The following is a 17980-nucleotide window of genomic DNA, read 5'->3' on the forward strand; positions in this document are numbered from 1 at the left end:
TGTAATCGGGTTTTACAGGATGGTTGTTTACAGAGACCCTCTGGTTTTTGATGAGTTTCTGGATGTAGGATCGTGAAAGAGAAAGTTCCTTTACACCAGCGAGGTAACGGTCTATACGCTGTCCGATCAAAAAGGGGGCGGTTAGAATGTGATATACATATTCCTTTGCTTCGCGATCTTCGATTGGTGCTATGCTTGCTGTCTTCGGCATATGATAAATCTATTATCTTTTATCTTTACCCCGCACCACGCCAGAATGCCCCGCCTTTTAAGACGGGGATGAATGGGATAAAAGTTTTCCTCTTGCAAGGGCGGGGTCTAAAGCCCCGCCCGCGCAGTCCCCGCAGCCCGCGTGGGCGGGGTGCGGGGTTTACTGTCACTATCAAGAAAATAGAACCGTCCCATTTTTGATCCGCATTTATTCGATAACCGTAATTATCTCTTCTATCGGTTTTCTCTGTCTTTCAGGGGGCGACTCATCCGGGATACCGATAGGAACGAGTGCCACAGGGAACCATGGTTCTTCTATTGGAAGTATCTCTTTGAATTTATCAGCAGCGATGAGCGGTCCTGTCATCCAGCAGGCTCCATAACCAAGTGCATGGACTGTAAGAAGCATATTTTCTATACCTGCTGAGACACTCTGTAGGCCTGGCAGTGGTCTCAGAGAAAAAAGTTTTTCATCAGATATTCCCATCTCCTTCAATATCTTGTCCACTGCTGACTCATAAGACGTTGTCAGGACAACTATTGTGACAGGTGCCTTCTCAAAGAATGTGTAAAAGAATTCTTTATATGCCTGGAGTCTTTTCCTGACATCCTTTGTCTTTGAGCGTTTAATCAGTCCATCAGTAGTGGTGCGGACGGCATCAGCCATCCTTCTTGTAATCCTTTTATCTTTGATTATAATGAAATGCCATGGCTGGCTATTACCAGCACTCGGTGCCTTCCTTGCCGCATCTATGATCTTAAGAATGTCTTCATGAGGCACGGAGGCATCCTTGAACCGTCTAATACTCCTTCTTTTATTTATAGTTTCGAATAACTCCATCATGTGCAGATTATAATATACTGTTTTTTCTTTCTTTATAGCCTTTGCTGTATGCGCAGTGTTTATAAAGATCACAATATTGACAATCCTCTAAATTGATCTCCTCCATCCTCTTTTTGCTTAACTTGTGGGCAAAGGAGATTGATTTTCTGGGGACCATCATAAACGATTCATTAATCTTTATTCCGAGAGTTTCGTCATTGAAGTGTTTAAAAATAAGATATTGACCATCGAGCTGCCAGTTTCTCTGCCCAGGACTGAGTCTCCGTGAAATCCTGAAGCCCATTTCAGAAGCCTTTTCATTGATTTCAGCATTTATTAATTCAGCCAGGCTCTCTACAGCAACCGTTCCAACAGCATCAAGAACCAACCCTTCTAAATATTCTCCCTTTATAAAGCATTCTTCTACCTTCTTTTCCAATATTGAACCTATTGTGCATATCCCGAAGGCTATTTTTTGTGCATCCTTAAAGATGTAATGCTCCTTTAAAGAATTGTTATCAAAAAGGGAGTAAATCCCCCTTGGTTCTATTAAAGAATATGCAAGGTCAATCTGGTGTTCTATTATTTCTTTAATCTTTGGAGAAATTTCTTTCTCCTCTTTCCTGTATGCTAAATACCTCAAGACCTCGAGTCTTTCAATCTTTATATCACTATTTTTGTAATTCTTTAGATATCTCATAGTCTAAGCATCTATGCTGGAGAAAATCAAATACTTTTAAATATCATAAGTAGATTATTTCAGACCTGTCAAGACCAAAATAAGTGAAATCTATTTCTTTATGGTTTGTCTATCTCCCAGTGGGAGTTCAGAGAAGGCCTTGCTGTCAGCCTCTCTGCCAACTGTGTGTTAGGAGCATGAACAGTTCTTGGATGTAAGATGCGGATGAACTTATATATAGCGCCTGATAGGAAGGCGCCAGAGAGTGGTCCCACCCAGTAGACCCAGAAGGGACTATTGGTAGTCCCTGGCATGGATATCGCCCCCCAGCCTGCAAACCATGTGAGCAGACGTGGCCCTAAGTCACGCGCTGGGTTGATTGCTGCCATGGTTATAGGTGCCTCGACTGCCATGACCAGAGCCACGGTGCTACCTACCACAATGGGCAGTAAAGGTATGGCTCCTATCTTTGGTCCAGCAGGATTTTCTTTATCTGTCAGTAATAACACTGTCAGGCACAAAAGTGAAGTGGCAAAGGTCTCGGCAACAATCGCAAGCCACAGAGGGATGACATCAACACCCCATTTCATAGCTAACATAAGAGCCGGGTGAGGAGCGTAGCAGTTATAGATCATAGCTGAAAGTTCACTCCCGGGTTCACCCCGGACTATCTTGTTTGCTACTTCGTAGGCAGTGATTGTGTTGCCATATAAAAAGTGAAGGGTAACCGCACCTAAAAACCATCCAGAGACCTGTGCAAGGATATAAGGAATGATCTCTCGCTTAGGAAAGTTCTTGAAAAAGGCGAGGGCGACCGTAACCGCTGGATTTAGGTGGGCACCGCTGATACCACCCACAGCAAAGATCGCCAAAGCCACAGCGATGCCGAACAAGAGACTCGACTGAAAGAGTCCGTATGCTCCAGTGGTTACCGCTACTGCTATGCTCATGAGACCAAAGAGGCTAAGTATCCAACTTCCTAATACCTCACCTGCCAGTTTTTTATATAGTTTGTTCAACCGCAAACCTCCTGCATTTTCATGTAGAATCTTTCATTTTACGATAATGCGAAATATATCTTATGGCGAATTCATCCTTACCCATTAGAAGGTCAGAAGCGAGGATTGCCTGGCGAACTGTGGTTACTGTGGGATCGGCGATAACCATAGTTAACCCTCTCTGGATAGCCATTGAAAGAAAGGCAGCATTTATCACAGACCTTTCAGGTAGTCCATGAGAAATGTTGCTCCCACCAATCACCAGGTTGACTTTTAGTTCTGTTGCGATCCTCTCTATAGCATCAAGAACACTCAGGGCAGATCTATAATCAGCCGCAACGGTCATTACCATCGGGTCTATGATTACATCCTCATGTGTGATGCCCATATCTTCTGCCCATTGGATAATCTTTTTTGCGATTTCAAATCTACCATCACAATCCTGTGGGATCCCATTTTCGTCCATTGTCAAGGCAACTACTGATGAACCGTACTCTTTAACCAGAGGCAGGATTTCTTTTAATGTCTTTTCTTCTCCTGTTGTCGAATTGATTAAAGGTTTACCCGGACACACCTTTAAAGCCGACTTAATCACAGAGACATTAGAAGAATCAATCGAGATAGGCACATCCACAACCCCTATGACTGCCTTTATAGAGGATACCAGAGCCTTTGGCTCATCAATTTCTGGTGAACCTACATTTATATCAATAACAACTGCTCCTGCCGCTACCTGCCTCAGTGCTTCTTCTTTTATATATGACATATCCCCTGATTTCAGATCTCTGGCTAATCGTTTCTTCCCAGTAGGATTTATCCTCTCTCCAATTATCACTGTGGGTTGATCCCTTCCTATAACTACTTCTGTATTTTTACCCTTCAAGATGGTATGAACCCCGCACCACGGTTTGGCACCCGTGGCTTCGGGGTCTGACCATTCGGGAGAACAACCCCGTTCCTCCCCACCTTGCCTATCCCCCTTTGCGGAGCAAGGCCGGGGACAGGCGGGGCTTCCCGTTGGTGTGGGGTGAATTGTGGATTCTCTCATTTATTTGAATTCCTCTTTATTTTCCGATTTTAAATGTTACTATCATAACATAAAATTGGAGGTTCTCATCCATATAAGAATGAGAACCTCCTTTTAGGATAGAGGGTTAAGAGGCTCTTCAGATTTTTTCCAATGCCTCAAGTGACTTGTGTTTTCCTTCAATGCCTTTTGCCGCCCAGAAACAGGCTGCTATAAACCCACCTGATATGAAGATGGCCATAACATACGCAACATCCGCGAGTGACTTGGTAGCCTGATATACACTCGCCAGGAGAGGTGGGGCGATGACTCCACCAAGTCTTCCAAAGAAGGTACACCAGCCGATCCCTGCAGCCCGTATTCGAGTTGGGAAGATCTCTGACTTAATCACATATTCTGTAACCCAACCCCATGTGTAGACAAACTGCATAATGCAGAGAGAAATCAGTGCTGTTGTAGGGCTATTGACTATGAGCATACTCAGGGCAGCAAAGGGATAAGCCCCATAGGAAAGCACCCCTGTGACCTTTCTGCCGACTGTGTCTACCATAATCGTAGAGGTCAGACCACCAAGGAAGGCGAAGAAAAAGGCTATCATGAAGTAAAAGGGAACAATCTCAGGTGGGGTCTTGGTCATCGGGAAAAGAACAAGTGAAGCATAGGCGATTGAGCCATAACCGAGTGCCACCTGTGAAAAATTCATGAAAGCCCCTAAAGCCACTCTTCCAGGGTATTTGGTGTATAATTCTTTTGTCTGGTCCCAGACATTTTGTCGAACCCCGGAACGAATTATAATAGGCTCTACAGGAGCCAATTCCTTCAAGCCTTTTATCTCCATTATACGTCTTTCAGCGGTGTCCACAATTACCTTAGCCTCATCCATCCTCTGCCTGTCTATCAACCAGCGGGGAGATTCAGGGACGGTTTTACGAGCCCATAGTGCGAAGAGGGCAAGAAGTACAGCAAGCACGAAGCCTGCCCTCCAGGCGATTTCAGCCGGGAAAAGTTTTAAAGCAAACATTACAAGCATGGCAGAGGCTATTGCTCCGAGAGGCCACATGGACATAATAAAGGCATCTATCCTTCCTCTCATCTTTCTCGGGACGAACTCTACAACCGCAGAACTGATAGCCGCATATTCTCCACCTATGCCAATAGCAGCCATAAACCTGAGGAAGATAAATATCCAGATATTAGTAGAGAAGGCGCAGCCTACTGTAAAGAGTGCATACCATACGAGGGTTAAGATAAACATCTTCTTACGACCATACCTATCAGATAGATAACCAAAAACAACCGCTCCAACCATTATGCCTATCAACCAGACACTTACTGTAAGGGACCCTTGAAGAGGAGTAAATTGCCATATCTTCTTCAAAATACCGAGAATACTTCCGATGATACTTGCCTCAAGTGAGTCTAAAAACCAGGCAAATCCCAGGGCAAATACTATTCTGGTCTGCCACCTGGTCCACGGTAGTCTATCAAGCCTGGGTTCGACATCGCTTTTTATTTCGACTGCATGTGCTCTTTCCATTTAACTACCTCCCTTCCCAAATTACTACAGAAATACTTAAATCCACTCAGAAATTACTATCACCCTCAGTTATCACCCCCTTTCTAAAAATCATTTCTTGCCGTCAATCAGTTCAGCAGCCTTCTCTGCTGCCCTGATAGCATCCGGGGCATACCCGTCTGCCTCGATATCCATGGCGTATTTCTCAGTGACAGGAGCACCTCCTACAAGGACTTTGACCTTATCCCTTATTCCTTCTTTCTTGAGAAGTTCAATGACCCGCTTTAACTCAGGCATGGTAGTACTGAGCAGGGCTGACATTCCAAGAAGGGGGGCTTCCTCTTTGCGGAGGGCTGAGAGGAATTTTTCTTCAGGGACATTGATTCCAAGGTCAAACACTATAAACCCTGCATTTTCTAACATCATACCTACCATGTTTTTGCCAATATCGTGTAAGTCATTTTTAACTGTTCCCAGGACTACTCTGGCTTTCGGTTCTGATTCATTTCTGACTAAAAAAGGTTTAAGGATCTCCATCCCTGTTTTCATTGCCCTTGCTGATAGAAGAACCTCGGGAATGTAGGCTTCGTTACGTTTAAAACGCTCACCTAAAGTTAACAATCCTTTCTGTAAACCCTCATAAAGTATCTGGTTCGGATTCACTCCCTGATCTAAAAGTTCTCTTGTTACCTTGGCTGTTTCTATGTGATTCCCTTTTTCAACCAAACTTGCAAGAAGTATCATATCAGACATTATTTTTATTCTCCTCCCCTGTCAAAAGAGATTTATTTCAGTTATATCTTCAGCGGATATTTCCCATAGTCTTTCAGTGCCTCCATCATTGCCCAGATATTTTCTGTAGGGACATCCTGATAGAGCAGATGAGCCGGCATAAATACATAGCCACCACCCGGGGCATATGCACTGAGAAGCCTTTTTACCTCTTCTCTAATCTCTGCTGGTGTCCCCTGGGGCAATAACTGCTGTGTATCCAGTCCACCCTTGAATGCCAGCCTGTTTCCATATCTCTTTTTGATTGCTACATAGTCCGATTGCACACCTGTAGGTTGCATTGTGCTTATAAATCCCACACCCAATTCAATGAGGTCATCGAATATGAGACTGAAATCGCCACATGAATGATACAGGATGATTATCTCGGGGTTTGCTTTTTTAAATGCCTTGATCATCCTGCCGAGGCGAGGTTTTACCAGTTTTCTCCAGAGGTCAGGAGGTATAAGCAATCCCATCTGGGTTCCCACATCATCCCCGATCCTGATAATATCAACCCCTTCATTTACTGCGTGAGTCCCGAGGACAATATAATAGTCAGCAAGACCATCAAGAACCCTTCCGACCCAGTCAGGGTCGTCATATGAGTCAAGGATGAACTTCTCCATCCCTCGAAGGTGAGCCATAGATGCTTCGTAAAGAGAACTTGAAAGGTCAACAATAACAACATAATCATCATGATATTTTTTCATTACTCTTCTAATCTCGTTCAATCTTCTGGGATCATTTGGATTGGGCCATTGATAAGTATCAAGATTCTCTTTATTTTCAAGGGGGTGCTTTATTGGATTATTGAAACCTGACTGCCTTTGATAGACAACCCCCCACTCGCTGGTAAAGGTCTCCCCTTCGACTAAATCACCCACACTCATCTCCATGAGTGCGTTGATACCGACCTGACAGACAATCGCATCGTTACCTATCCGGGGTCCCAAATCTTCTCCAGAAACACCGAATATCTGAGAAAGTCTCTCCCCAATTTCCTTTCCCCATCGAATCAGTTGGGGTACCCTATCTGGTTCTTTATGATTTAATGCCATCAAGAATCTTTCCCTGGGTTTCATCTCAGAGTTATAAGTTTCCTCCTCTCTATAAATTTTCTATGCCCATCAATTCTAAAGCCTTCTCAGCGGCTGATGTCCCATCAGGAGCAAAACCGTTTGCTCCTACCTCAATAGCAAAGCTTGGAGTAACGGGAGCACCTCCTATCATGACCTTTACCTTTTCCCTGAGTTTCCTCCGCTTAACAAGTTCAATGACATCTTTAATTCCAATCAGGGTGGTGCTCATTCTGGCTGAGAGGGCTAAAATATCGGCGCTTTCTTGCTCAACGACAGAAACAAAATCCTCAGGTGAAACATCCACTCCCACGTCTATCACCCTGAATCCAACTGTCTCAAACATAATCTTAACTATGTTTTTACCAATATCGTGAAGGTCATTTTTTACCATTCCAAGGACAATAATCCCTTTCGGTTGCTCCATTCTGCCGTTAAGGTGGATTTTGAGAACCTCCATACCTGCATGGAGGGCTTTATTACCCATCAAGATTTCAGGAAGGAATGTCTCGCCACTTTTAAATTGTGCTGCCAGCCTCTCCATTCCTTTTTGTAACCCATGAATCAATATGTCCCGGGCATCGATTCCCTGCCAAAGGACCTTTTGCGTCCACTGTTTGACCTGTGAATCTTCTCCGTTCTCTACCATTTTCGCAAGGGTTTCCAAATTATCTTTGCTGATAAGCAAAACCTTAGCCTTATCCATTCTGTCTGTTTTGACTTCTATTATCTTTTCCTTTAACGGATAAGTCCCATAGTCTCTCAAAGCCTCAAACATTGCCCAGATATTGTGCAGGGGAACATCGCCATAAAGAAGATGAGAGGGCATAAATATGTATCCACCCCCCGCACCTAAGGTTCGAACTAATCTCCGAACCTCTTCTCTGACATCTTCAGGAGTCCCCATAGGAAGGAGACATTGAGTATCTAACCCCCCCTTGAATGCCAAATATTTGCCAAACTCCTCTTTGATCTCAGAAAGATTCATAGAACCTACTTCCTGCATTGAACTTATTAATTGGACACCAATATCAATGAGATCAGGAATGATGGGACGAAAGTCTCCACAGGAATGATAAAGAATGATAATTTCCGGGTTCACTTGCCTGAAGGTCTGGACCATCCGAAACAGCCGGGGTCTAACCAATCTCCTCCAGAGCTTTGGATGAATTAACATCCCCCGTTGAGAACCAATATCATCACCAATCCTGATAATATCTGCACCTTCCATGATTGCCTTGGTTCCAAGGACGGAATAGTAATCTGTTAGTTCATCTAAAAGCCTGCCAGCAAAAATAGGGTCCTCGTAGCAATCTATAAGAAACTGCTCCATTCCTCTTAAATGGGCAGCGGCTGCCTCAAAGAGGGTGCTGGAGAGGTCAGCTATAATGGCAAATTCTTTACCATACTTCTGGATAATAATTCTGAGTTTCTCTATCTTTTTTGGATCATCAGGGTTTGGGAACTGATACCCATCAAGGTCTTTTTTATTCTTTAATGGATGCCCAACAGGGTTATTAAAACCCAGCCGCCTTTCATACCTAACACCCCATTCATTAGTATAGGTTTCACCTTGTTCCAGGTCTCCGATGCTCATCTCCATCTCAGAGTTGATTCCTAACTGGCAAACAATCGCATCGTTACCGATTCTAACTTCCAATTCAGGACCTGTTACTCCGTATATCTCCCCCACTTTCTCTCCCACTTCTTTTCCCCAGCGGATCAGTTGGGGAACACGATCGGGCTCTTGATGGTGAATAGCAGCTAAGAATCTCTCACGAGGTATCATTTACAACCTCCCTGAACTATTCTTGAAGCAATAGTTGTGCCAATGAATTTAATTAAAATAACTATTTGAATTTAAAACGGAATTTGTAAAAATGAGGTTAAAGAGAGAGTTTAAATATGTCCAAATATAAGACATGTCCAGTTAGACAATGTCCAATCTTCACAGACCATATTTTTTAAGTTTTATATAAAAAGTGGAGCGAGGAATACCCAGAACCTTTGATGCCTTACGCTTATTGCCATGCGTTAGTTCAAGTGCTCTTCGAATATGAGCCACTTCTATATCTTTCATAGATTCTCCAATAGATATCGAAGGAAGTTTTGAAAGTCCTATGTTTTTTTGTCTCTTCGTGAGAGGAAGACTTTTAACACCGATGATCTCTCCATTAGTAAGATTCATTGCTCCTTCTATCACATTCTCCAATTCTCTGATATTCCCGGGCCATGAGTAATCCTTGAAAATGGTCATTACATCTTCGGAAACATATCGGATCTCCTTGCCTGTTTTCTTATTGAGTTTATTTAAAAAATGCTTCACAAACAATGGGATATCTTCCTTCCTCTCCCTTAATGGAGGAATATAAATTGGGATAACTTCCAGACGATAAAAGAGGTCTTCCCGGAATTCACCTTTTTGTATTTTTTCTTGCAGATTAAATCGAGTTGAAGCGATAACCCTGACATCTATCTCTAAGGTCTCTGTACCCCCGACACGCTCGATCTCCTTTTCCTGCAAGACACGCAGGAGTTTTACCTGCATTGGAAGCCCCATATCACCCACTTCATCCAGGAAGAGAGTCCCTTTATGAGCCCGCTCAAATCTTCCTGGTTTTCCACCTTTGCGTGCACCTGTAAAAGCCCCTTCTTCGTAACCAAACAACTCTGATTCTAAAAGATTATCAGGTATACCTGCACAATCAACTTTGATGAAAGGCAAATTTTTTCTTTTGCTAATGGAATGAATGGCATGAGCAAAAAGTTCTTTTCCTACACCGCTCTCTCCATATAATAGGACCGTTGAGTCACTCTGTGCAGCAAGATAAGCAAGGGACTTTGCCTTTTCGATCGCTTCACTGTTTCCCACAATGTTATCAAACCCAAATTTGCTTCCCAGGACTTTTTTCAACTGCCTCAATTGACTTGCCATTCCCTTTAGCTTAGTCATGTCTTTAAAAATATGACCATCTTCGCCTTGAAAACAGAAAGATTTCCTGCATCCTGCCATAACTTCTTCTTCATCCGTTGAAAAGATGACCACCTCGATATTTTTAAAAGAGGGCCCAACTATGATACCACGTTCAAACGATTCGTTAGGGATAATATGTCGTGTAATCTTGATGGAGGTTAAGGAGAGTAGTTTACCAATAGTCTCGTCGCGATTAATTCCAAGGTTTCGACTGGTATTCTGACTGATATAGACTATAACACCATTCTTATCTATGATAAATAAGTCATCGAAAATGCAGTCGAGAATACTCTCCAGAATTGTATTTCGTCTAACCAGAGAGAATAAGTCTAACTTATCATCAAATATCTCTAAAGAATCTTCCATAACTACACATAATACTCTATCACCTATCTAAGTTCTATGTCAAGATACCTCGGTTAAATTTTACTGCAAAAGAAACCTAATCGTAGCAAGACTGCCATAGACAAAGAAACAATATCATATAAAATTAAAATAAAAAGAGAAAATAATGGATATCCTAAAAAGTATCGAAGATGCAGTTGTCCAAAGAAACATCCAAGATGTGAAGACCCTGACTCAAACTGCTCTGGATAATAACATTACCCCAACAGACATCCTCAACAAAGGACTGATCAGGGGTCTTGAAATCATCGGTGATCTCTTTGAGCGCCAGGAAATATTTGTCCCTGAGCTCCTTCTATCTGCCATGGCCATGAAGGAAGGTCTCTCCCTGTTAAAGCCAATTCTTGAAAAAAGTGATATTCCTCCAATTGGAAAGGTAGTAATCGGTACGGTAGAAGGTGATGTACATGATATAGGCAAGAATATCGTCTCAATGATGCTTACAGGGGCAGGATTTCATGTGATTGATCTTGGCATTGATGTCTCTGCACAGAAGTTCCGCGAGGTAGTAGAAAAGGAAAAAGCAGATATCCTCGCACTCTCCTGCCTTTACACACCTACCCGTTTAGCAATGAAGGATGTTATTAGTGCTTTGCAAGAGGATAATTTACGGAACAATGTCAAAGTCCTCATTGGTGGAGCCCCTATCGACCAGAAATTCGCAGATATGATCGGAGCGGATGGGTATGCGTCAGATGCTCCATCCGGAGTAAAGAAATCTTTGGGTTGGCTGAGGAAATAACAAACAGCCAATGCAAAGAGACTGGAGGAGGTTATGCAAGAGGATAAGATTTTCCAAGAACGAAGAGCACGAATTAACGAGCTTCGTGCAAAAAATGAGAAGATGAGTTGCAGGCAAAGGGCGATGACGGCGGTTAAACATCAAGAACCTGATAGGATTCCTATCGACAACTGGATGGTCCCCGAGATTCAAAAAAAGACAATGGAATACTTTGGCTGCGAGAATTATGAAGAACTGCTGAAGTTCCTTGGGATTGATTTCAGAAACAATTATGGGCCAAGCTATGTAGGACAGACCTTCAAAAAACACCCTGATGGAACGGTAGAAGACCTCTGGGGCGTAAAGAGAAAGATCGTTACCTATGGTAAAGGGACAGACCACGAGGGGACCTACTCTGAGGTCGCCGAGTCTCCTCTTGAACAGATGGCGACCGTTGAGGAGATAGAAAGATATGACCGCTGGGCAAGCCCTGCTTGGTGGGATTATTCTGCAGTGAAGAAGGACTGCCTGGTTTATCACCCCGATTATGCGGTCATCAATGTAGGAGACCGTCTTGATCGAACCGCACAATTGAAACCCATGATGTATCTAAGAGGAGTCCAGCAGACATTTGTCGATCTGGCACTCAATCCCAAGATCGTCGAGGCAATCAGAGACCATATTATCAATTATTTTGTTGAATACAACCACCATGTCTTTAAATCGGCTAATGGGGAGATTGATATCTTCATGATGGGCGACGACATAGGAGGTCAGACTGGTCCTCTGCTCAGCCTCGATATGTGGAGACGCTACTTCAAGAAAGGATTCAAGACCTACATAGACATTGCCCACCAGTATGGCATCCCTGTGATGTATCATACCTGTGGGGATGTGAAACATTTTATACCCGACCTTATCGAATGCGGACTCGACATCCTCCAGTCTCTCCAACCCCGTGCGACCAATATGGACATTAAAAAATTGAAGAAGGAGTTTGGCAAGCACATCACCTTCCAGGGCGGGATGGATATCCAGCACGTCCTCCCTCTCGGGAAATCAGAGGATATAAGGGAGATGGTAAGGTATGCGATGGAATCAGCGAAGGTAGGGGGTGGTTACATCATCTGTACAGCCCATAATATTCAGGTGGATACCCCCATTGAGAATGTGGTTGCCTTATTTGAGGCATACCATGAGTTTGGAGCATACTGAGGTATAAGGGATGTTGGTGATCGGAGAAAAGATTAACAGTTCCATTAAGGGTGTGGAGGAGGCGATCCTCCAGCGAAACGAATCTTTTTTCCACGATTTGGCAAAATGCCAGATGCTCGCTGGAGCTGATTATCTTGAGGTGAATTCCGGATTTCGCATATATCCTGAAGAGGAGGCAGAGGATGTGGAATGGCTTGTCCCTTTAGTTCAGGGTGCAACAGAGCTCCCACTTTGCATCGATTCTCCTTACCCACTTGTCATTCAGACAGCCCTGAAACATCATAAAGGTGTAGCGATAATTAACTCAATCAATGGAGAGAGTGACCGATATGGAGAGATTCTTCCTTTGGCAAAACAGTATGGTTGTGGTCTCATTGCATTGACATCAGATAGAGGAGGCATTCCTTCCGGTGTATCAGGTCGCCTCAAAATAGCCGAGAGAATTGCCAATACAGTCTCAAATAACGGTATTCCCCTTAAGAATCTTTACTTTGATCCACTTGTCATGCCCTTGTCCTCTGATACAAAAAATGGTCTCCTGTTCCTCGAGACCTTAAAAGAGATTAAACGGTTATTCCCTGAGGCAAAAACTATTTCAGGCTTGAGTAATATATCCTTTGGTCTTCCAAGAAGGAGTCTTATCAATCAGGCTTTCCTGATCCTGTCCATCGAGGCTGGTCTGGACGCCGCTATCTTAAACCCGCTGGATCAAAGGCTTATGGCACTTATAAAAAGCACTGAGGCTATTCTAAACAAAGACCCTTTTTGCCTGAAATATATTGAGGCATATCGGGAGGGAAGGCTTGTATAAGCAAGGGAGGAGGTGATGTTATTGAAAGATCGAGGAAAATTATTTGATGGAACTTAACTTAAAATGAAAGGAGGCGAAAATTTATGGCACAAGAGACATCAGCAATGACAGCAGAAGAAAAGATACAGTGGGCTGAATGGGATAAAGGATACGCCTACTGGCGTAACAGAATCTTCATTATCCTTTGGATCACCTACGGTTCTTTTTATCTCTGCCGTGTCAATTACTCAATAGCCATCCCGGGGCTCATAAAGGAGTTTGGCTGGACAAAGGCAGAGTTGGGAGCAATCGGAACCGCCCTTTTCTGGGCTTATGCGATCGGACAGTTTGTGCATGGCCAATTAGCAGAGCGATTTTCTTCAAGGCATTACCTCTTGACAGTTATGCTGTCATCTGCCTTGCTAAATCTCCTGTTCGGACCTGCAGTGGCGATTGGACTTTTTGTTATGGGAGTCGTCTGGGGATTGAATGGCTTCATTCAGGCAGGGGGATGGGCTAACTGCATCAAGACGCTTGCTCACTGGTTTCCTCCAAAAGCCCGTGGAAAGAGGATGGGCATATATGGGGCATGTTATCAAGTCGGTAATGTGATGTCCTGGCTCTTAGCAGGGTATGTGGTAGCAAAGTATGGTTGGCGAGCGGCATTCATCGCTGCGCCTATGATCTTTGCTTCTATTGCGTTTCTAAACTTCATATTCGGCAGAAATAGACCAGAAGATGCGGGATTACCCCCTATAGAATGTTACGAACAGTATGGTGAGTTCAAGGGTAAATCAGTTGAAGAGATAAAAAAGCTCTGTAAACCCAGGAAGGAGAAGGAAGAACATGCTGGCTTCCGCTTCACCCTTAAACAAACGGTAGCGAATCCGAGAGTCGTGGCTGTGGCATGTGCATTTTTCTGCGTAGACATCATTCGGTATGGTTTCCTCCTCTGGGCTCCAACTTATCTATTCGAGGTTCAAAAGGCTGGGATAGCCAAGGCGGCATATACCGCTATTGCCATACCTGCTTTCGGCATCGCAGGGGCAGTTCTTTTCGGATGGGTCAGTGACAGATTTTTTGACCATCGTCGAGCCCCTGTCTCCGCTCTGGGTATGGGAGCCCTTGGGTTCCTGGCTATCTTCTACTATTATGGGGTTCCTGCAGGGGCATGGGTCTTAAGCTTCATTATTTTAGGGCTGATTGGATTCTGTGTCCTTGGTACTCAGGTAATCCTCGTTGGAGCAGTTCCAATGGACTTCGGGACAAGGAAGGCAGCAGGAGCAGCGGCTGGTTTCATTGACTCCTTCGGCTATATCGGTGCAGGTCTGACCGGTGTCATCAGTGGTCTTCTCGTGGATAAAATCGGGTGGGCTGCCGCTTTCTGGTTCTGGATCATAGCCGCATTTGTTTCATCAGCAATCTGCTTCTCACTCTGGAAATTCAAACCACCACCAGGAAAATATCTATAAATTGAACCAGAACTTCACAGTGGTGAGAGGGGGGAGTAATTCTCCCTCCTCCTTTACTTTTTTGGTATTTATGGTAAAATAAGATTATATTAAAATCTTTATTCCTATGAATTCTATTTATCAATTAAGATGCGCTATCATCAAGGGGAATATTAAAAAGGTCACTACTATCACAGAAAAATGCCTGCAGGATGGGTTTGTCCCTTCCACAATTATTGAACAGGGCATCTTAAAGGCAATGGGGGTGGTGGAAGAGAAGTGGAAAACCTATGAGTATTTTATCCCCAATGTCCTCGTCTCTGCCATCACCATCAAATTATGCTTGAATGTCCTTCGCTCTTCCTTTAGGTCTTCTATAGATACTCCTATAGGGAAGGCTGTGGCAGGAACCGTCAGGGGGGACATACACGATATCGGTAAAAATATGGTGGTGATGTTTATGGAAGGGGCAGGTTTTGAAGTCGTTGACCTCGGCGTTGATGTATCTCCTGAAAACTTTATCAAGGCTATCAAGAAAGAAAAGGCTGACATTCTTCTTCTTTCATGTCTTTATACGGTTACCATGCATGTCATGGAAGACACTATTATTTCATTGAAAAAGGCAGGACTGAGAGAAAGGGTGAAAACACTCGTCGGAGGTGCTCCTATTACCCAGGAGTTCGCAGACTGTATTGGTGCCGATGGATTTGGAGTTGATGCAATGGAAGCCGTCAGAAAAGCAAAGGATTTGCTACAGGTTGACAGTTATGATGGGTTATTGAGATATGATAAAAAAATCTTCAGTTAAGTGGAAGAACCATAACGAAGTCTATCCCTGCCAGGAAGAGGAAACTCTTTTTCCAAGGATTATCGATTCCTTTCAGAAGGCGATGAGACTGAAGGTTCATGTGATCCCTGTAGAGAAAGATGAGAAGATTCGCATGACCAATGAAGGAGGGTGGCATCCTTTTTGTGAACTAATTCAAAGCTACTTTCCAGGGAAAAAACATTGTGTCAAAGAAATCACCCGTGCAGCTCGGATAGCTGCTAAGATAGGAGAACCTTATATCTTCCAGTGCCATGCCGATATGATTGAGTTTGCAGCCGCCACTTTAAATGAAGATCAGAAAACCTTTGTTTTTATATGTGGCCCAGTGTTGTTGAGACATCCCGATTCATTCTTCGTGAATGATATCCTGGCAAAGATTCAATGTCTTTCCATCAATCCATTATTGCTGACGAAGATTATTCTTGAGATTCCTGTCTTCTCTGAGAGGCGTGTCCAGGCAGCTGCGGACCTTCTCTTTATGATCGCAAATTATTTCAGCAGGATGGATTCGACTTCACAGAAGCAAAAATATGAGATAAACAGACAACAGTCCATACTTGCTGAAGAACTTTTTATGATAAAAAAATCAGAAAATGACCTGAAGAAACTACGATCAGGAAACCTTTATTTCGGAGAAGATTTTTATAAAGAAAAAGAGCTCATAGACTTAATCAAGTTTGGAGAGAGGAAGAAGGCTAAAGCTATATTAGATGAATTGCTTGGAGTGTCGCTCTTTAGAAGTCATGAATATATCGGAATTTTAAAAGCACGGATACTCGAAATCATTGCAATCATTGCTAGGGCGGCGGTTGAGTCAGGAGCCAACCTCGAAGAAGTCTTAGGATTCAAGTATCAGTTTATACAGAATCTTGCCAATGATAACTCCCAGGAAAATTTTTATTACACCTTGAGGAAAGCCTTTGACCAGATATTTGAATGTATCTATCAGAATCGAAATATCCAACATACCCGTGTCTTTACCAAGGTAAAGGAATACATCTGGAACAATTACAATCAGAACATTTCCTTACAGAAACTGGCAGAGGCAGTAGGGATCAGTTCATATTATCTGAGTCATCTTTTTCGCAAGGAGATGGGCATCTCTTTTCTGGAATACTTGACATCGGTCAGGATCGCTGTGGCGAAAAGCCTTCTGAAACAAGCAACGATGACCGTATTAGATGTTTGTCTTGAAGTTGGTTATCAGGACCCAAGTTACTTCGCTAAGGTCTTCACTAAGAAAGAAGGGGTTCATCCATCTGAATATAGGAAACTATTAAACCTTCAAGCGGCTGAACACTCTTCAGACAGAATTTAGGCATCCATCATTTATCCTCGTGAGGTTTAAGATTTTTCTTGACATTTGTTTAGAATTGTTCTAAAACAATAATTGTTAAAAATGAAAGTGGATGCATCAAAATACAGGGATAAGGGTCTAAAGGCGACACCACAGAGGATGGCGATTCTAAAGGTGCTTGAGGGTAATACATCCCATCCCTCTGCAGAGGAGATATACAGAGAAGTGCTAAAGGACTATCCAACCGTCTCCTTTGCAACGGTTTACAATACCCTTCAGGTACTTAAAGACAGCAGAGAAGTACTTGAGCTTAATATTGACAGAGATAAGAATCGCTATGACCCGAACACAAACCCTCATTACCATATAATCTGTACTGAATGTAAAAAGGTCGAGGATATATTTACTAAAGAAATTATAGAACCTGATATACCATCTGAGATTAAAAGGCGATTTAAGATTACCAGATTAAGTATACAGTTCTACGGTATATGCAGGGAATGTCAGCAAAGAGAGAAGGAGGTGAGGGGAAAGACAGCTAAAAGTTAAAAGTTGAAAGTTTAAAGTTTACATAAATCAAAATACCATAAGGAGGAACAAAAGATGGCTGATTTAATTAATGAAGTCCAATTAGGGGTCGCAAAAGGAACGGTAGTTGAAGATGATGTTAAGATGAACTTTCAGGGTGAATGCTCTGAGGTAGGACTCTATCTTGCAATGGCAAGACAGGCACAAAGGGAAGGCTACCCTGAGGTTGCTGAGATACTCAAGAGGATTGCATGGGAAGAGGCAGAGCATGCATCTCATTTTGCTGAGCTTAATGGTATGGTCTCATTGAGTACAAAGGAGAATATAGAAAAGATGCTTAATGGTGAAACTGGCGCAAATAAAGGTAAAAAGAGTGCCGCTACAAAGGCAAAAGAAAATAACATAGACCATGCCCATGACTATTTCGATGAGTCCTCAAGAGACGAGGCAAGGCATGCCCGGATGCTTGAAGGACTGCTGAAGAGATATTTCTAAATGCCGAAAAAAGAAAAAGGGGACGGTTCTGTCAAGAAAATAGAACCGTCCCATTTTTCTTACGCTTTTTTCTTTGTTTTTTCCTTTTTTTCTTTTTCCTCTTTCTCTTTTTTCTTTACATCGTCATAATCCACAAACTCAATGATAGCCATTGAGGCAGCATCGCCAAGAC

Annotated in this window: 18 protein-coding genes; 8 read left to right on the forward strand and 10 right to left on the reverse strand. The window is 43.1% G+C overall.

Annotated elements, in window-relative coordinates; genetic code table 11:
* The 10 genes from AB1488_08480 to AB1488_08525 form a co-directional block, all read right to left on the reverse strand.
* A partial coding sequence (locus tag AB1488_08480; GenBank protein ID MEW6410127.1) for a S4 domain-containing protein occupies window positions 1-211 on the reverse strand: 211 nt, incomplete at its 3' end.
* A gap of 207 nt (window positions 212-418) precedes the next feature.
* Window positions 419-1126, reverse strand: a complete 708-nt coding sequence (locus tag AB1488_08485) for a nitroreductase family protein (GenBank protein ID MEW6410128.1) — start codon at window positions 1124-1126, stop codon at window positions 419-421.
* Window positions 1062-1733 carry a hypothetical protein gene (locus AB1488_08490; protein MEW6410129.1) on the reverse strand — a complete coding sequence of 224 codons (672 nt, stop codon included), beginning with the start codon at window positions 1731-1733 and terminating at the stop codon, window positions 1062-1064. The genes AB1488_08485 and AB1488_08490 overlap by 65 nt, the downstream gene beginning before the upstream one ends.
* Before the next feature lie 98 nt (window positions 1734-1831).
* Entirely contained in the window at window positions 1832-2731 is a 900-nt protein-coding gene (locus tag AB1488_08495; protein ID MEW6410130.1) for an MIP/aquaporin family protein, read from the reverse strand.
* A gap of 19 nt (window positions 2732-2750) precedes the next feature.
* Window positions 2751-3758 (reverse strand): dihydropteroate synthase, encoded by a 1008-nt coding sequence (locus tag AB1488_08500; protein MEW6410131.1) that lies wholly within the window; start codon window positions 3756-3758, stop codon window positions 2751-2753.
* A 118-nt stretch (window positions 3759-3876) separates the two neighbouring features.
* Complete coding sequence (locus AB1488_08505) at window positions 3877-5274, reverse strand: MFS transporter (protein ID MEW6410132.1); 1398 nt, start codon at window positions 5272-5274, stop codon at window positions 3877-3879.
* A gap of 90 nt (window positions 5275-5364) precedes the next feature.
* Window positions 5365-6006 (reverse strand): corrinoid protein, encoded by a 642-nt coding sequence (locus AB1488_08510; protein ID MEW6410133.1) that lies wholly within the window; start codon window positions 6004-6006, stop codon window positions 5365-5367.
* A gap of 41 nt (window positions 6007-6047) precedes the next feature.
* The gene (locus AB1488_08515; protein MEW6410134.1) at window positions 6048-7109 is read right to left on the reverse strand and encodes a uroporphyrinogen decarboxylase family protein; all 1062 of its coding nucleotides are present in this window, start codon (window positions 7107-7109) and stop codon (window positions 6048-6050) included.
* Window positions 7110-7134: 25 nt separating this feature from the next.
* Complete coding sequence (locus AB1488_08520) at window positions 7135-8892, reverse strand: uroporphyrinogen decarboxylase family protein (GenBank protein ID MEW6410135.1); 1758 nt, start codon at window positions 8890-8892, stop codon at window positions 7135-7137.
* A 159-nt stretch (window positions 8893-9051) separates the two neighbouring features.
* Entirely contained in the window at window positions 9052-10443 is a 1392-nt protein-coding gene (locus AB1488_08525; GenBank protein MEW6410136.1) for a sigma 54-interacting transcriptional regulator, read from the reverse strand.
* A 145-nt stretch (window positions 10444-10588) separates the two neighbouring features.
* Between AB1488_08525 and AB1488_08530 the strand changes: the two genes are divergently transcribed.
* The 8 genes from AB1488_08530 (at window position 10589) to AB1488_08565 (ending at window position 17808) form a co-directional block, all read left to right on the forward strand.
* Window positions 10589-11224, forward strand: a complete 636-nt coding sequence (locus AB1488_08530; GenBank protein ID MEW6410137.1) for a corrinoid protein — start codon at window positions 10589-10591, stop codon at window positions 11222-11224.
* A gap of 33 nt (window positions 11225-11257) precedes the next feature.
* Window positions 11258-12418, forward strand: coding sequence for a uroporphyrinogen decarboxylase family protein (locus AB1488_08535; protein ID MEW6410138.1), 1161 nt, complete (start codon window positions 11258-11260; stop codon window positions 12416-12418).
* Window positions 12419-12428: 10 nt separating this feature from the next.
* Window positions 12429-13229, forward strand: coding sequence for a dihydropteroate synthase (locus tag AB1488_08540; protein MEW6410139.1), 801 nt, complete (start codon window positions 12429-12431; stop codon window positions 13227-13229).
* Between the two features lie 83 nt (window positions 13230-13312).
* Entirely contained in the window at window positions 13313-14680 is a 1368-nt protein-coding gene (locus tag AB1488_08545; GenBank protein MEW6410140.1) for an MFS transporter, read from the forward strand.
* A gap of 106 nt (window positions 14681-14786) precedes the next feature.
* On the forward strand, window positions 14787-15467 hold the full coding sequence (locus AB1488_08550; protein MEW6410141.1) for a corrinoid protein: 681 nt from the start codon (window positions 14787-14789) through the stop codon (window positions 15465-15467).
* On the forward strand, window positions 15445-16806 hold the full coding sequence (locus AB1488_08555) for a PocR ligand-binding domain-containing protein (GenBank protein ID MEW6410142.1): 1362 nt from the start codon (window positions 15445-15447) through the stop codon (window positions 16804-16806). Before AB1488_08550 ends, AB1488_08555 begins: the two co-directional genes overlap by 23 nt.
* Before the next feature lie 81 nt (window positions 16807-16887).
* Window positions 16888-17334, forward strand: coding sequence for a transcriptional repressor (locus tag AB1488_08560; GenBank protein MEW6410143.1), 447 nt, complete (start codon window positions 16888-16890; stop codon window positions 17332-17334).
* 54 nt (window positions 17335-17388) lie between these two features.
* Entirely contained in the window at window positions 17389-17808 is a 420-nt protein-coding gene (locus AB1488_08565; GenBank protein MEW6410144.1) for a ferritin family protein, read from the forward strand.
* Window positions 17809-17980 lie beyond the last annotated feature (172 nt).

The sequence above is a fragment of the Nitrospirota bacterium genome, assembly GCA_040756155.1.
GTDB lineage: Bacteria > Nitrospirota > Thermodesulfovibrionia > JACRGW01 > JBFLZU01 > JBFLZU01.

Coding starts and splice junctions, on each gene's coding strand:
- AB1488_08490 (MEW6410129.1), bottom strand. CDS start 1,733: ATGAGATATCTAAAGAATTACAAAAATAGTGATATAAAGATTGAAAGA.
- AB1488_08500 (MEW6410131.1), bottom strand. CDS start 3,758: ATGAGAGAATCCACAATTCACCCCACACCAACGGGAAGCCCCGCCTGT.
- AB1488_08505 (MEW6410132.1), bottom strand. CDS start 5,274: ATGGAAAGAGCACATGCAGTCGAAATAAAAAGCGATGTCGAACCCAGG.
- AB1488_08510 (MEW6410133.1), bottom strand. CDS start 6,006: ATGTCTGATATGATACTTCTTGCAAGTTTGGTTGAAAAAGGGAATCAC.
- AB1488_08515 (MEW6410134.1), bottom strand. CDS start 7,109: ATGAAACCCAGGGAAAGATTCTTGATGGCATTAAATCATAAAGAACCA.
- AB1488_08520 (MEW6410135.1), bottom strand. CDS start 8,892: ATGATACCTCGTGAGAGATTCTTAGCTGCTATTCACCATCAAGAGCCC.
- AB1488_08525 (MEW6410136.1), bottom strand. CDS start 10,443: ATGGAAGATTCTTTAGAGATATTTGATGATAAGTTAGACTTATTCTCT.
- AB1488_08530 (MEW6410137.1), top strand. CDS start 10,589: ATGGATATCCTAAAAAGTATCGAAGATGCAGTTGTCCAAAGAAACATC.
- AB1488_08535 (MEW6410138.1), top strand. CDS start 11,258: ATGCAAGAGGATAAGATTTTCCAAGAACGAAGAGCACGAATTAACGAG.
- AB1488_08540 (MEW6410139.1), top strand. CDS start 12,429: ATGTTGGTGATCGGAGAAAAGATTAACAGTTCCATTAAGGGTGTGGAG.
- AB1488_08545 (MEW6410140.1), top strand. CDS start 13,313: ATGGCACAAGAGACATCAGCAATGACAGCAGAAGAAAAGATACAGTGG.
- AB1488_08550 (MEW6410141.1), top strand. CDS start 14,787: ATGAATTCTATTTATCAATTAAGATGCGCTATCATCAAGGGGAATATT.
- AB1488_08555 (MEW6410142.1), top strand. CDS start 15,445: ATGATAAAAAAATCTTCAGTTAAGTGGAAGAACCATAACGAAGTCTAT.
- AB1488_08560 (MEW6410143.1), top strand. CDS start 16,888: ATGAAAGTGGATGCATCAAAATACAGGGATAAGGGTCTAAAGGCGACA.
- AB1488_08565 (MEW6410144.1), top strand. CDS start 17,389: ATGGCTGATTTAATTAATGAAGTCCAATTAGGGGTCGCAAAAGGAACG.